General features: G+C 69.0%; 10 protein-coding genes. 5 read left to right on the top strand and 5 right to left on the bottom strand.

The window, feature by feature from the left end; translation table 11 throughout:
* Positions 1 to 6: 6 nt before the first annotated feature.
* Complete coding sequence (locus tag AC1RQG_RS11915; RefSeq protein WP_493131522.1) at positions 7 to 207, bottom strand: hypothetical protein; 201 nt, start codon at positions 205 to 207, stop codon at positions 7 to 9.
* A 127-nt stretch (positions 208 to 334) separates the two neighbouring features.
* Positions 335 to 1537 carry a selenoneine synthase SenA gene (gene senA, locus AC1RQG_RS11920; protein WP_493131524.1) on the bottom strand — a complete coding sequence of 401 codons (1203 nt, stop codon included), beginning with the start codon at positions 1535 to 1537 and terminating at the stop codon, positions 335 to 337.
* An 86-nt stretch (positions 1538 to 1623) separates the two neighbouring features.
* On the opposite strand from senA, the gene senB reads away from it, so the two are divergent.
* A complete protein-coding gene (gene senB / locus AC1RQG_RS11925) occupies positions 1624 to 2658 on the top strand; it encodes a selenoneine biosynthesis selenosugar synthase SenB (RefSeq protein ID WP_493131526.1) in 1035 nt (344 codons plus the stop codon).
* 10 nt (positions 2659 to 2668) lie between these two features.
* Entirely contained in the window at positions 2669 to 3718 is a 1050-nt protein-coding gene (gene selD / locus AC1RQG_RS11930) for a selenide, water dikinase SelD (RefSeq protein WP_493131528.1), read from the top strand.
* 74 nt (positions 3719 to 3792) lie between these two features.
* On the opposite strand, the gene AC1RQG_RS11935 is transcribed toward selD, so the two are convergent.
* Positions 3793 to 5754 (bottom strand): sensor domain-containing protein, encoded by a 1962-nt coding sequence (locus tag AC1RQG_RS11935; RefSeq protein WP_493131530.1) that lies wholly within the window; start codon positions 5752 to 5754, stop codon positions 3793 to 3795.
* Positions 5755 to 6350: 596 nt separating this feature from the next.
* Between AC1RQG_RS11935 and leuA the strand changes: the two genes are divergently transcribed.
* The 3 genes from leuA to AC1RQG_RS11950 all read left to right on the top strand — a co-directional run bounded on the left by leuA (position 6351) and on the right by AC1RQG_RS11950 (position 11922).
* A complete protein-coding gene (leuA, locus tag AC1RQG_RS11940; RefSeq protein ID WP_493131532.1) occupies positions 6351 to 8045 on the top strand; it encodes a 2-isopropylmalate synthase in 1695 nt (564 codons plus the stop codon).
* A gap of 130 nt (positions 8046 to 8175) precedes the next feature.
* The gene (locus AC1RQG_RS11945) at positions 8176 to 9654 is read left to right on the top strand and encodes a nitrilase-related carbon-nitrogen hydrolase (protein WP_493131534.1); all 1479 of its coding nucleotides are present in this window, start codon (positions 8176 to 8178) and stop codon (positions 9652 to 9654) included.
* Between the two features lie 279 nt (positions 9655 to 9933).
* Positions 9934 to 11922 (top strand): methyl-accepting chemotaxis protein, encoded by a 1989-nt coding sequence (locus AC1RQG_RS11950; RefSeq protein WP_493131536.1) that lies wholly within the window; start codon positions 9934 to 9936, stop codon positions 11920 to 11922.
* Positions 11923 to 12015: 93 nt separating this feature from the next.
* Here the strand turns inward: AC1RQG_RS11950 and egtB are convergent, their stop codons facing one another.
* Positions 12016 to 13296: an ergothioneine biosynthesis protein EgtB gene (gene egtB / locus AC1RQG_RS11955; RefSeq protein ID WP_493131538.1), complete on the bottom strand. Its 1281-nt coding sequence runs from the start codon at positions 13294 to 13296 to the stop codon at positions 12016 to 12018.
* Positions 13297 to 13300: 4 nt separating this feature from the next.
* Positions 13301 to 14341, bottom strand: coding sequence for an L-histidine N(alpha)-methyltransferase (gene egtD, locus AC1RQG_RS11960; protein WP_493131540.1), 1041 nt, complete (start codon positions 14339 to 14341; stop codon positions 13301 to 13303).
* Positions 14342 to 14451 lie beyond the last annotated feature (110 nt).

A 14451-nucleotide genomic window follows, 5' to 3' on the forward strand; every position in this document is an offset into this window, starting at 1 on the left:
CCGGCCTCAGGACGGTTTCTTGCCCGCGATTTCGCTCAGCAGCTCGGGCGGGATCGGCTGGCCGTTGGCGCTCAGATTGCGCACGGTCTCATGCAGCAGGTGCAGGCGCGTCACCTTCAGCACCGTGTTGGCGATGATGCCGACGATGGGGATCAACAGGGCGACCACGGGGATCAGGATGGGCGACAGGTCGGTCAGCGTGTTCATGTTCACTTCCACAGGTAGATGCGCGCCACACCAGCGCCGCGATGTTAATTAGATAATATTAACACAATATTCTTTCCGGCAAACATCTTGTTGATGATGCCGGCGACGCGCGCGGCGGCCCGGCCACTCAGCCCGGCCAGGCGCAGGTGCGCAGGCCGGCGAAGATGTCGTCCCGTTCCGGGCGGTAGAAATTGCGGAACTTGGCCGACCCGAGCCGCTCCGGGGTGGCGAACGACGCGCCGCGCAAGGTCTGGTGGGTGCCGAACCACGGCGCCGAATACTCGCGGTAGCGGTCGGCCTGGAAGCCCGGATACGGCTCGAACGGCGAGGCCGTCCACTCCCACAGCTGGCCCCAGCGGAACGCCGGGTGGCCCGACAGGGCCGCGTATTCCCACTCGGCCTCGGTGGGCAGGCGGCGCCCGGCCCAGGCGCAATAGGCCTGCGCCTCGTACAGGTTGATGTGGCGCACCGGCTCGGCGCCGGCCAGCGTGTGCGGCTGGCCGAAACGCATGGTGCGCCACTGCGCGCCGTCGCGCTGCCAGTAGCGCGGCGCGCTGCGCTCCTGGCGCATCAGCCACGCGCTGCCGGCCGCGCTCCAGTACTGGCGGTTGTCGTAGCCGCCATCGGCCACGAAGTCCGCGTACTGGGCGTTGCTCACCAGCGTGCTGTCGATGGAAAACGGCGCCACGTGGACCGGGTGCGCGTCGCGCTCGTTGTCGAACACGAAGCCGCCCTCCTGCGCGCTGCCCAACTGGATGGTGCCGCCGGGGAAGCGGATCTCGGACGGCGTGAACAGGCTCGCCTCGTCGTGCGTGAGCTGGGCCGGCGCGGCCAGGCCCAGCGTCTGCAATGTGTACAGGAACGCCTCGCCATGCATATCCTCGTGCGCCAGCGCCAGCCGGTATGGATAGAGGGCCGCGTCCGTGTTCGGCTCGCGCGACAGCTTGTCGAGCACGCGGTCCAGCACTTCATGGCAGTAGGTCTTGAGCGCGCCCGTGCTGGGCAGGTCCAGGTTCCAGCGGCTGCGGTGCGGCACCGTGTTGGAGTCGAACCAGTCGTCGCCGCGCGTGAGCAGGGAGTTGTACAAGGCGTCGGCCGGATGGCTGGACGCCGCCTCGCGCAGGATGAACCATTCGGCGAACCAGGCCGTGTGGCCCAGCTCCCACAACGGCGGATTGACCGTGACCAGCTGCGGCACGCGCGATGGCGCGTCCAGCCCCGCCGCCGCGAAACAGTCGAACAAGCGCAGCGTATAATCACGCGCTGAATGGAGCGCCTCGGCCAGTTGCATCGGGCGGGCGTGGCGGAACGAAGCATGGATAGCACTCATCGCTCGATTGTAGCGGCTTTTGCGCCGGAATACAGGTGCGCGATCAAACGGCGGCGGACGGCGTCCCCACATCACGACAGGCGGCAGTGAAGCGACCCCACATCTGGATCATCAGCCCGGCCTCGGCCAAGGCCAACAACGGCAACTGGCAAAGCGCCAGCCGCTGGGCGCGTTTCCTGCGCACGCGCTACCGCGTGACGATCGCGCAACAATGGCCCGATCCAGGCAGGCCCGCTCCCGCCGTCCCTTCCGAATCCGCCGACCTGCCCGATCTGCTCATCGCGCTGCACGCGCGCCGCTCGGCCGCCTCGCTGGACGCGTTCGTGCAAGCGTATCCGCAACGCCCGACCATCCTGCTATTGACCGGCACCGACCTGTATCGCGACATCGCCCACGACGCCAGTGCGCAGGCCGCGCTGCGCCAGGCCGACGCGCTGGTGGTGCTGCAAGCGGCCGGCCTGGCCGAACTGCCGCCACCGCTGCGCGCCAAGACCAGCGTGATCCACCAGTCGGCGAACGCGCTGCGCCCGGCCGCCGGCGCGCGCCGCCACCTGGACGTGTGCATGGTGGGCCACCTGCGCGACGAAAAGGACCCGGCCACCTTCATGCGCGCGGCCGCCCGCGTGCGCGACGCGCGCGTGCGCCTGCTGCACATCGGCGGCGCGCTCGACCCGGCGCTGGGCCGGCTGGCCGAGGCCACGGCGCGCGCCTGTCCGCGCTACCGCTGGCTGGGCGCCCTGCCCCACGCCACCACGCGCCAGCGCCTCAAGCGCAGCTTCCTGATGGCCATCACCTCGCGCATGGAGGGCGGCGCCAACGTCATCATCGAAGCCGTCACCAGCGGCGTGCCGGTGCTGGCCAGCGACATCGGCGGCAACCGCGGCATGCTGGGCGACGACTACGCCGGCTACTTCGCGCCCGGCGACGATGGCGCGCTGGCGGCCCTGATCGAGCGCTGCGCCGCCGATCCGGCCTTCCACGCGCGCCTGCAGGCGCAATGCGCGGCGCGCGCGGCACTGTTCACGCCGGCGGCCGAGCAGACGGCCCTGCTCGAGTTAGTGGATAATCTGCTGCAGACGAATCCAACCACGGCCGCCCCGACGGCGGCCGCACCACACTGAGGAAACCACCATGAGCGACGCTCCCATCAAACTCACCTCCTTTTCCCATGGCGGCGGCTGCGGCTGCAAGATCGCGCCCGGCGTGCTGTCGGAGATCCTGAAGAACTCGTCCGGCTTCCCCGTGCCCAAGGAACTGCTGGTGGGCATCGAGACGGCCGACGACGCCGCCGTCTACCAGCTCAACGACGAGCAGGCGCTGATCGCCACCACCGATTTCTTCATGCCCATCGTGGACGACCCGTTCGACTTCGGCCGCATCGCCGCCACCAACGCCATCTCGGACGTGTACGCGATGGGCGGCACGCCCATCATGGCGCTGGCCCTGGTGGGCATGCCGGTCAACAAACTGCCGCTGGAGACCATCGGCCAGATCATCAAGGGCGGCGAGGCCATCTGCGCCGAGGCCGGCATCCCGATCGCGGGCGGCCACACGATCGACTCGGTGGAGCCGATCTACGGCCTGGTGGTGATGGGCCTCGTCCATCCGTCCAAGGTCAAGCGCAACGCCGACGCGCGCGCCGGCGACGTGCTGGTGCTGGGCAAGCCGCTGGGCGTGGGCGTGCTGTCGGCCGCGCTGAAGAAGGACAAGCTCGACGCGGCCGGCTACGCGGCCATGATCGCCAACACCACCAAGCTCAACAAGCCGGGCAAGGCGCTATCGGAACTGGCCGGCGTGCACGCGCTGACCGACGTCACCGGCTTCGGCCTGCTGGGCCACCTGCTGGAGATCTGCCGTGGGGCGGGCCTGACGGCGCAGCTGAACATGGCGCAGGTGCCGCTGCTGCCGGGCGTGGAACAACTGGCGCACGACGGCTACTTCACGGGCGCCTCGGGCCGCAACTGGGATGCCTACGGCAAGGATGTGCAGTTGTCGCCGTCCATCACCCAGGCCCAGCACATGCTGCTGACGGACCCGCAGACGTCGGGCGGGTTGCTGGTGTCGTGCGATCCGTCCAGCGTGGACGAGGTGCTGGCCCTGTTCCGCCGCGAAGGCTTCGGCGAGGCGGCCGTGATCGGTGAGATGGTGGCCGGCACGCCGCGCGTGCAGGTGGCGGCGTAGGTTATTCCCGCTTTTAAACCAGGGTCTGACCCCGAGGGGTCAGACCCTAATGCAGACCCTTAGGCGCATGCGCACTAGGCGGTGTTGCGCTTGGCCAGGTACATGGCCGAGTCGGCGTGCTTGAGGATCTCGTCCGGATCGCTCTGGTCGCCGCAGAACAAGCGCCAGCCGATGCTGATGGTGCAGCTGTAGTACAAGTCGCCCAGCTGGTATTCCTGGTTCAGGATGCGCGCGATCTTTTCCGCCAGCGCCTCCACGTGGTGTTCGGCGGCCACCGCGTCGCCGCCCAGTTCCTCGACCAGCACCACGAATTCATCGCCGCCCAGGCGCGCCACCGTGTCGGCCTGGCGCACCAGCGCGCGCAGGCGCCGCGCCACCTTCACCAGCAACTGGTCGCCCGCGTCGTGGCCGTGGGTATCGTTGAGCTGCTTGAACTTGTTCAGGTCCAGGAACAGGACGGCCGCGTAGCTGGTGTGGCGCTGGCTGGTCAGTGTGGCCTGCTTGAGCCGGTCCAGCAACAGGCGCCTGTTCGGCAACTGGGTCAGCGCGTCGTAGAACGCCATCATGCGCAGCTCCTGCTCCAGCCGCTTGCGCTCCGTCATGTCCACGAACTGGGCCAGCAAATGGCTGCCGCCCTCGGCCTCCACCGGCACGATGCGCGATTCGAGCCAGATGTCGCGCCCCTTGCTGGTGCCCACCTGCACCTCGCGCCGCTGCACGCTGTTGCTGGCCAGCGCCTGGCGGCAATCGTCCACCAGCGCGGCCACGTGCCAGCGGCTGACGTCGTAGGCGCCCTGCGCCAGCAACTGCTCGCGCGTGACACCGATCAGCCGCGCGAACGCCTCGTTCGCTTCGATGCAGCGGCCGTCGGCCGCGAACACGCGCATCGGCAGCGGCGAGTTGAGCAGGATGGAGGCGTTGAACTTGAGGACCGAGCGCAGCTCGCGGTTGACCGATTCGGCCACGCCGCGCGCATCGCGCAGTTCCTGCTGCACGCGCTGGCTCGCGTCGAGCGCGTCGCGCAGCCGGCCTTCCATCTCGTGACGCTCGGTCATGTCGAGGAACTGCACCAGCAGGTGGCGCTCGCCATTGAGTTCGGTGACCATGATGTGGCACTCGCCGCTGATGGCGCGCCCGAACGCGGTCAGCACGGCGCCCTCGATGCGGCGCGGCCGGCCGTCCTCCAGCGACAGCTTGGCTTGCTCCAGCAGCCCGGCCTCGCGCCACTTGTCGATCTGGTGGAAGTTGTACTGCATCAGCTTGGCGCGCGTGGTGCCCACCATGCGGGCATAGGCCTCGTTGGCCTCCACGCAGCGGCCATCGGCCGCATACACCCCGATCGGCACCGGCGAGTACAACACGATGGTCTCATTGAAGCGCAGCACGGCGGCCAGTTCCTGGTTGGCCTTTTCCGCCCGCCCCAGCGCGGCCGCCAGTTGGTTCTGCAAATCCATCTCGATGCCGTAGTTGGCCTCGTGGCTGGCGACGAAGTACCACACCATGAAGCCCGTGAAGCCGATCACCACCACGTGCACCACGGCCCACACGCTCGCCGAACGCAGCGGCACCGTCAGCACCAGCCAGCCGCGCATCTCGGCCAGCCAGTACAACGCCACGCCGATCATGAACAGCAGCGTCAGCGCCAGCAGCGCGCGCCGGCCCAGCAGCCAGCCCGTCATCATCAGGATGGGCGCCATGGTCAACAGCACCGGCGTGCGCAGCCCGTTCAGCAGCATCGGCACGCACAACACGAACAACGACCACAGGCCAACGATCATGCAGCGCGCCTGCCTGGTATGGCCCAGCAGCACCGCCATCTTGGTCAGCACGCCGGCGGCCACCATCAGCATGCCAGGGTACTGGACGGCGGGCGCCGTCATGTATAGCCCCAGCCACAGCGCCGCGCCGAACACGATCCACGCGTCGACGAAACGGCGCACGAAACGCTCGCTGGTGTCGGCCACCCGCAGCCGGGCGGCCTCGCCCTCCTGCGTCAGAACGGCGGCCGATCGTGGCGCAAGGCGGGGCAAACCCATGGTCATGTGCGCGGAGCTCCGGTGGGGTCGGACAGGAATTGTCTACGACACATTGTACATGGCGCGACCGGCCCGGCAAGGCGGCGACGGTGCGCGCCGTGTTGACGGCACAACAAGTGCGCGGCGGCGGCACGATCCGCGCCGCCGCGCCACAAGGCCCATCATTTTGCTTGACAAGTCCGCGCGCCAGCCCTTACATTGAAGGCATGACCGCGCATCTGCACCTATCCTCTTTCCTGCCGGCCGCCCTATCCCTAGCGGCGCACCTACCCGCACGCGCTTAATCCGCACGTCGCACCCCGCGTTCCGCAGCACCCGAACGCACCCAATCAAGTTCTCGTTACACTCCGCCAGGCCACGAGCCGCACGGATCTTCGAACCCAGGAAAGCTTGCACCGATGTCCACCAAGGCCCACCGCGTATCCGTCCGCCCCAGCGCCCCCGTCGCGCTGCCGCTGGGCGTGCGCGCCCTGTCGCGCCTACTGCTATCGCTACCGACCGGTTGTCAGGTCTAGTGTCCCGTGGCCACCTGCCAGCCCATCGCCACCCGCGCCGCCCGTAACGGCTTTCCCCATTCAAGATTCCAGGAGTCCCCCATGATGTTGCAGAACCCCGCAGCGAAGTACCGCGCCTTCCCCCCCGTCCAATTGTCCGACCGCCAGTGGCCGAACAACGTCATCACCAAGCCGCCGATCTGGATGAGCACCGATCTGCGCGATGGCAACCAAGCCCTGATCGAGCCCATGAGCGCGGAAAAGAAACTGCGCTTCTTCGAGCTGCTGTGCAAGATCGGCCTCAAGGAAATCGAAGTGGGCTTCCCGTCCGCCTCGCAGACCGACTTCGACTTCGTGCGCAAGCTGGTCGACGAGAACCGCATCCCGGACGATGTGACCATCATCGTGCTGACCCAGTCGCGCGATGAGCTGATCCGCCGCACCGTGGCGTCGGTGGCCGGCGCGCGCCGCGCCGTGGTCCACCTGTACAACTCGGTGGCGCCGGTGTTCCGCAAGGTGGTGTTCGGCATGTCGCGCGAACAGATCACCGAGATCGCCACCACCGGCACCCGCCTCGTGAAGGAACTGGTGGCCCAGCATCCGCAGACGGAATGGGTGTTCGAATACACGCCCGAATCGTTCTCCACCACGGAGCTCGATTTCTCCAAGCACATCGTGGACGCCGTCAGCGCCATCTGGGAGCCGACCCCGCACAACAAGATGATCGTCAACCTGCCGTCGACGGTCGAATGCAGCACGCCCAACGTGTACGCCGACCAGATCGAATGGATGTCGCGCAAGCTGGCGCGGCGCGATTCGCTGATCATCAGCGTGCACCCGCATAACGACCGCGGCACGGCCGTGGCCTCGGCCGAACTGGCCGTGATGGCCGGCGCCGACCGCGTCGAAGGCTGCCTGTTCGGCAACGGCGAGCGCACCGGCAACGTCGACCTGGTGACGCTGGCGCTCAACCTGTACACCCAGGGCGTGCACCCGGGCCTGGACTTCTCGGACATCGACGAGGTGCGCAAGTGCGTGGAGGACTGCAACCAGCTGCCCGTGCACCCGCGCCACCCCTACGTGGGCGACCTGGTGTTCACGGCCTTCTCCGGTTCGCACCAGGACGCGATCAAGAAGGGCTTCGCCCAGCAGCAGCCGGGCGCGCTGTGGGAGATCCCCTACCTGCCGATCGACCCGGCCGACCTGGGCCGCAGCTACGACGCCGTGATCCGCGTCAACAGCCAGTCCGGCAAGGGCGGCATGGCGTACCTGCTGGAGCAGGACTACGGCCTGGTGCTGCCGCGCCGCCTGCAGATCGAGTTCTCGCGCGCCGTGCAGGCCGTGGCCGACGCCACCGGCCTGGAGATCACGGCCGCCGGCATCCACGAGATCTTCAGCCGCGAATACCTGGAGCAGAACACGCCCTACGCCTACAGCGGCCACCGCATGGTGGAGGACAGCAGCAGCGACGAGCCGGTGCAGATCGACATCGCCGTGATCCACAACCAGGCGCCGCTGGCCCTGCAGGGTGGCGGCAACGGCCCGATCGACGCCTTCGTCGACGCGCTGGGCCTGGACCTCAAGCTGATGGACTACCATGAGCACGCGATCGGCTCGGGCGCCAACGCCAGGGCGGCCTGCTACGTCGAGCTGCGGCTCGACAACGGCCCCACCCTGTTCGGCGCCGGCATCGACAGCAACATCGTCACGGCCTCGTTCAAGGCCGTGCTGAGCGCCGTCAACCGCCAGCTCAGGCAGACCAAGGCCGGCGCCACGCCGGCAAGCGTCGCGGCCTGACGCGGCAAGGCCGCCGTTGCGCGCAACCGCCAGTCGCTTGCGCGCAACGCTTTCCGCTCTCAAAAGTGGAAAATATGATAACTATCTGACGGATTGCACTACACTGGACTTTTAGTCTGGAGTGCGATCCGTGAAACCGACCGAGTTCTCCGCTATTCCCTTCCTTGAGCTGCCGCCCAGGCAGCGGCTGCTGCTGGCCGTGGCGCTGGGCGCGCTGCTGCATTTCGCGCTCGCGCTGGACCCCGTGTGGTGGATGGCCTGGCTGGCGCCCGCCCCGCTGCTGGCGGTGGCGCTGCGCTCGCGCACGGGCGCGGCCCGCTGGGGCACGCTGGTGGCCGCGCTGACCGCCTTCGCCCCCGACCTGCCCTACCTGTATTCCGTCGTCGGCCTCGCCGGCGCGCCGCTGTTCGTGCTGCTGCTGTCGCTGCTGTGGATGGCCATCGTCATGGCCGCGCGCCGCATCGTGCTGCGCTATCCGCGCTGGTGGGCCGTGTTCGCCTATCCGCTGCTGTGGGCCGGCGCCGACACGCTGATGGCCAACCTGCTGCCGGACGGGAACTGGAACAGCCTGGCCTACACCCAGGCCGGCTTCCCGCCCGCGCTGCAGGTGGGCGCGCTGGCCGGCGCGGCCGGCGTGGTGTTCGTGCTGTCGCTGCCGGCGTCCGCGCTGGCGCTGCTGGTGGCGCGCGGGTCCGCGCTGCGCCACGCGTGGCGTGCCGGCGCCGCCGCCGCCGTGCCCGTGGCCGCCGCGCTGGCCTACGGCGCGCTGCGCCTGCAGACGCCGCTGGAGGGCCAGCAGACCACCTTTGGCCTGGTCGCCATCGACGACGCCATCGGCCTGCAGGCCAGCGCCGCCTACGCCGCGCCGATCTGGCAGCGCTACGAGCAGCAAGCCGAAGCGCTGGCCCGGCAAGGCGCGCGCATCATCGTGCTGCCGGAAAAAATCGCCATGCTGTCGCCCGGGCAGGCGGCGGCGCAGCGCCAGCGGCTGGCCGCGCTGGCCGCGCGGCTCGGTGTCTGGATCGAGGCCGGCGTGGGCACCGACGATGGCCAGCACCGCCAGAACCTGGCCTGGCTGCTGGCGCCGCAAGGGGAATCGCCGCCGACCTACCAGAAGCATTTCCTGGCGCCGCCGGAGCGCGACTACCAGCCCGGCACCGACTACACGCTGCAAAACGTGGGCGAGCTGCGCTACGGCGTGGCCATCTGCAAGGACATGCATTTCGGCGTGTTCGGCCGCGCCTACGGCGTGCGCGGCGCGGACGTGATGCTGGTGCCGGCCTGGGACTTCGGCGCCGACCGTCATCTGACGGCCGCCATGACGGCCCTGCGCGGCGTGGAGAACGGCTACACGGTGGTGCGCGCCGCGCGCGAGGGCCTGCTGACCGTGCACGATCCCTACGGCCGCGTGCTGGCGCAGCGCGACAGCGCGCCCATGCCGGGCGCGTCGCTGCTGGCCACGGTGCGGGCCGGCCCGCAACTGGCCACGCTGTACACGCGCACCGGCGACGCGTTCGGCTGGCTGTGCACGGCCATCGCCGCCGCGCTGGTGGTGCTGAGCCGGCGCCGCCCGTCGCTGACCGCCGCGCGCATCGCCGTCGCCACCTGAGCGGCTCGCGGCGCCGCCGCCTGGCCAGGCAATATGGACAATTGCACCATCATTGTGCCCGCGTGGGCGTGCGTACCACAGCCGCGATCGCTTACATAGGGGATAGCTGGCCCAATTCATGCATAAATTGTCCTGGATCATGCCGATTTTTGCTGCACCGCACTATAGTGTGGCGCTGTCATGCACCATTCTGATCATTTCGCCGCACACTGCACCAATTTGACGCAACGATCCGACTGCTCCGCATCCCCTAGTCTTCGAATAAGAAACGAGTCCATCATGAACCTGATCCTGCGACGCCTGCTGCTCTGGCAAAAATTCCTGGTCCTGTCACTGCTCTGCGCGGTGCTGGTGGCCATCCCCCTGCTGCTCTACATCGTCCAATCGGGCCAGGAAGTGAGCGTGGCGCGCCAGGAAGCGCAAGGCATCGCGCCCATCCGCGCCACCATGAACGCCATCAAGCTGGCGCAGCAGCACCGTGGCCTGTCGGCCATCGTGCTCGGCGGCGACGCCAGCGCCGCCGAGCGCCGCCGCGCCAAGCAGCAGGAGCTGGCGCAGGCGCTGACCACGGCCGAGGGCTTGCTCAAGGACGCCGCCCCGCCCCTGGTCGAGCGCTACGCCAAGCTGCGCGACGAGTTCGGCGCGCTGACGGCGCGCGTGGACCAGGGTGGCCTGAGCGGCAAGGAAAGCTTCGCCGCCCACAGCGCCCTGATCGGCCGCCTGATGCGCTTCAACGAGGCGCTGGTCGACCACTACAAGCTGAGCCTGGACCCCCAGTTCGAGACCTTCTACCTGATCGACTCGGCCCTGATCAAATCCCCCACCCTGACCGAGGCGCTGGGCCGCCTGCGCGCCAAAGGTTCGGCCGTGCTGGCCGCCAAGACGGCCACGCCGGAAGACCGCGTGACCATCGCCGCCATGGCCGCCGGCATCGGCGAACTGTATGACAGCGCCGCCAATTCGCTGCGCAAGGCCAGCGATGGCGACGCGGCCATCAAGGCGCAACTGGACGCGCCGCTGGAAACCAGCCAGGCCACCGGCCGCACCGTGCTGCAGATGATCGAACGCCAGATCGTCCAGGCCGAGGAATTGACGCTCACGCCGGCCGACTATTTCGGCCAGCTCACCAACGCCATCGACAATCAGCTCAAACTGAACGACGCCGCGCTCGACCTGGTGCACAGCCGGGTGGACGCGCGCCTGGCGCACCTGACCGCCGTGCGCTATGAAGCGCTGGCCGTCATGCTGGTGGTGGCCTTGCTGGCCGGCGTGACCTGCGTGGCCATCGTCAAATCCGTCACCGTGCCGCTGGCCGAAGCCGTGGAAGCGGCGCACCGCCTGGCCCAGGGCGACCTGACCGTGGACTTCGACGCCCACTCGGATGACGAGGCGGGCCAGCTGATGCGCGCCCTGCACGCCATGGTGGCCAGCCTGACCGCCATCGTCGGCACCGTGCGCGCCGGCAGCGACGCCATCGTCAGCGCCTCGACCCAGATGGCGACCGACAATGCCGACCTGTCGAGCCGCACGGAATCGGAAGCGAGCGCGCTGGAGGAGACGGCGTCGGCGCTGGAACAGCTGGCGTCGACCGTGCACCAGAACGCGGAGAGCGCGCGCCAGGCCAACACGCTGGCCGCCTCGGCCTCGGACGTGGCCGTGCGCGGCGGCACCGTGGTGGCGCAGGTGGTGCAGACCATGGAATCGATCAACGCCTCGGGCCGCGAGATCACCAACATCATCGGCATCATCGACGGCATCGCGTTCCAGACCAACATCCTGGCGCTGAACGCGGCCGTGGAGGCGGCGCGCGCCGGCGAGCAGGGTCGCGGCTTCGCCGTGGTGGCGACGGAAGTGCGCAACCTGGCGCACCGCTCGGCGGCGGCGGCCAAGGAGATCAAGACCCTGATCGACGCCTCGTCCGAGCAGTCGAACGCCGGCGCCAAGCTGGTGCAGCAGGCCGGCGCCACGATGGACGAGATCATCGGCAGCATCTCGCGCGTCAACCACATCGTCGGCGAGATCAGCACGGCCAGCAGCGAACAGGCGATCGGCATCGAACAGATCACCGAGGCCGTCACCCATCTCGATTCGGTCACGCAGCAGAACGCCACCATGGTGGAGGAGGAGGCGGCCGTGGCCAAGTCCCTGAACCAGCAGGCCAGGGAGCTGCAGTCGGCCGTCAGCGTGTTCAAGCTGGGCTTCGCGGACGGCCCCAAGGCCGAACGCGAGAGACAGCAACAGCGCCAGCGCCTGAAACTGGCGGCCTGACAAGCGCCGGTCCGGTGGCCGGACGCCGGCCGCCTGATACCGGCTGCCATAAGGCGGCTCCCCGAAGCCGGCTGACCGACGCCGGCCGTCTGACTACGGCTGGCGCGCCAGCCGGATCCCGGTGAACTGCCAGCGCGCGCCGGCCGGGAAGAAATTGCGGTAGCTGGCGCGCGCATGGCCGGCCGGCGTGGCGCACGACGAGCCGCGCAGCACGTACTGGTTGACCATGAACTTGCCGTTGTATTCGCCCAGCGCGCCCGGCGCGGCCCGGTAGCCCGGATAGGGCGCGTAGCCGCTGCTGGTCCATTGCCAGCAGTGGCCGAACATCTGGGCCAGCTCCTGCCCGTCATGGGCTGGCGCCACGCCAGCCGGGTGCAGCCAGCCCGTTTCCACCTCGGCCGCGCGGGCGGCCAGCTCCCACTCCCCTTCCGTCGGCAAGCGCGCGCCCGCCCAGTGGGCATAGGCGTCCGCCTCGAACAGCGAGATGTGGGTGACGGGCCGCGCCAGGTCCAGCGGCAACGCGCCGTGCAGCGTGAATTCGCGCCAGTCTCCGGCGCCGTCGCCGCGCCGCCAGTACAAGGGGTGGCGCAGGCCGTTGGCCCGCACCCAGTCCCAGCCCTCGGCCAGCCACAGGGCCGGATCGTCGTAGCCGCCGGCCTTGATGAAGGCCATAAACTCGCCATTGCTCACCAGCCGCGAGGCCAGCGCGAACGGCGCCACGTATTGCCGGTGGCGCGGCAGCTCGTTGTCGAAGCAGAAGCCGTCGCCGTCGTGGCCGATGTCCAGCAGGCCGCCGTCGAACGTCCGCCATGCCAGCGGCGCGGCCGGCGCGGCGCCGGCCGGCGCCTCCTCCAGATAAGCGGGCAGCAGCGGATTCTGCGCCAGCAGATGCTTCACGTCCGTCAGCATCAATTCCTGGTGCTGCTGTTCGTGCTGCATGCCCAGCGTGAGCAGCGCGCCCAGTTCCCGCGCCTGTTCCGCGTCGCGCACGCGCTCCGTCAGGCGCGCGATGCGGCGGTCCACGTCGGCCCGGTAGGCGCGCACCTGCGCCATCGCTGGCCGCGTGAGCAGGCCGCGCTGGGGCCGTGGATGCTTCTCGCCCACGCCGTTGTAGTACGAGTTGAACAGCACCCGGAACGCCGGATGGAACGGCGCGAAGCCCTCCTCCATGCGTTCGAGGATGAAGGTCTCGAAGAACCACGTGGTGTGGGCCAGATGCCATTTGACGGGGCTGGCGTCGGGCATCGACTGCGCGCCGCAGTCCTCGTCCGACAACGGCTCGGCCAGCGCCAGCGTACGGCGCCGCACGGTCTCATAACGGGCGCGCCACAGGGACTGGGCGCCGGCCAGTTGCAGGGGTTGGTGCATGCTCATGGGCTCAGGCGCCGTCGCGGCGCACGCGCGCGTGGATCACGGCGAACCAGCCCTCGGGGTCGGTCCAGATGCGGCCCGCCTCGAAGCCGGCCCGTTCCAGCAGCGCCACGAAGCCGGCGCGCGTGTACTTGTAGCTGTATTCGGTGTGGATGCGTTCGCCCGCGCCGAAATGGCGTTCGCCGCCCCGCCAGCGCACGCTCAGCGCATGGCGCGCCTCCAGATGCATCTCGATGCGGCCGGCCTGCTCGTTGAAGAACGCCCGGTGCAGCCAGTCGCGCACGTCGAAGTCGGCGCCCACCAGATGGTTCAGGTGGTTCAGCAGGTTCAGGTTGAAGGCGGCCGTCACGCCCAGCGCGTCGTCGTAGGCGGCGTCCAGCACGGCCGTGTCCTTGACCAGGTCCACGCCGATCAGCAAGCCGCCGTCCTCGCCCGCGCTGTCGCGCAGGCCGCTCAGGAAGCGCTGCGCCTGCTCCGGCCCGAAATTGCCGATCGACGAGCCGGGATAGAAGAACAGGCGCTGCGCATGGCGCACGCTGTCGGGCAGCGCGCAGCCCTGCGAGAAATCGAGGCCCAGCGCCAGCATGCCGATTTCCGGGAAGCGCTGCTGCAGGCCGCGCACGGCGTCGGCCAGGAAATCGCGCGAAATATCGACCGGCACGTACTGCGCCGGCTGCAGCAGCGGGAACAGCGCGGCGGCCTTGGCGCAATTGCCCGCGCCCAGGTCGATCAGCGTGCAGCCGGTGCCCACGGCGCGCGCGATGTCGCTGCCATGGCGGGCGAAGATGGCGGCCTCGGTGCGGGTCGGATAGTATTCGGGCAGCGCGCAGATGGCCTCGAACAGGCGCGAGCCCAGGCTGTCGTAGAAGAACTTGGGCGACACGGCGGCCGACGGCGCCAGCAAACCGGCGGTGATCTCGGCCTGCACGGCGGGGGCGCCGTGGGCCGGGCGCGTGCTGCCGCCGGTGTCGTCGATAGCGTTGGCGTCGTGGTCGTTGCGGGGTGCGGGCGAAACGATGCGCATCGCCGGGGAAAGGGGCATCAGCATAGTGGACTCGGTCGTTGGGTGGATGACGGTCTTGCCTGCCGGCGCTGTCGCTGCAACTGGCCACGCCGGCCACTGCTTCCGATAACAATTTTGTTATCATAGCCGAATAT

This window comes from Rugamonas sp. GW822-FHT03B10 (genome assembly GCF_058801745.1).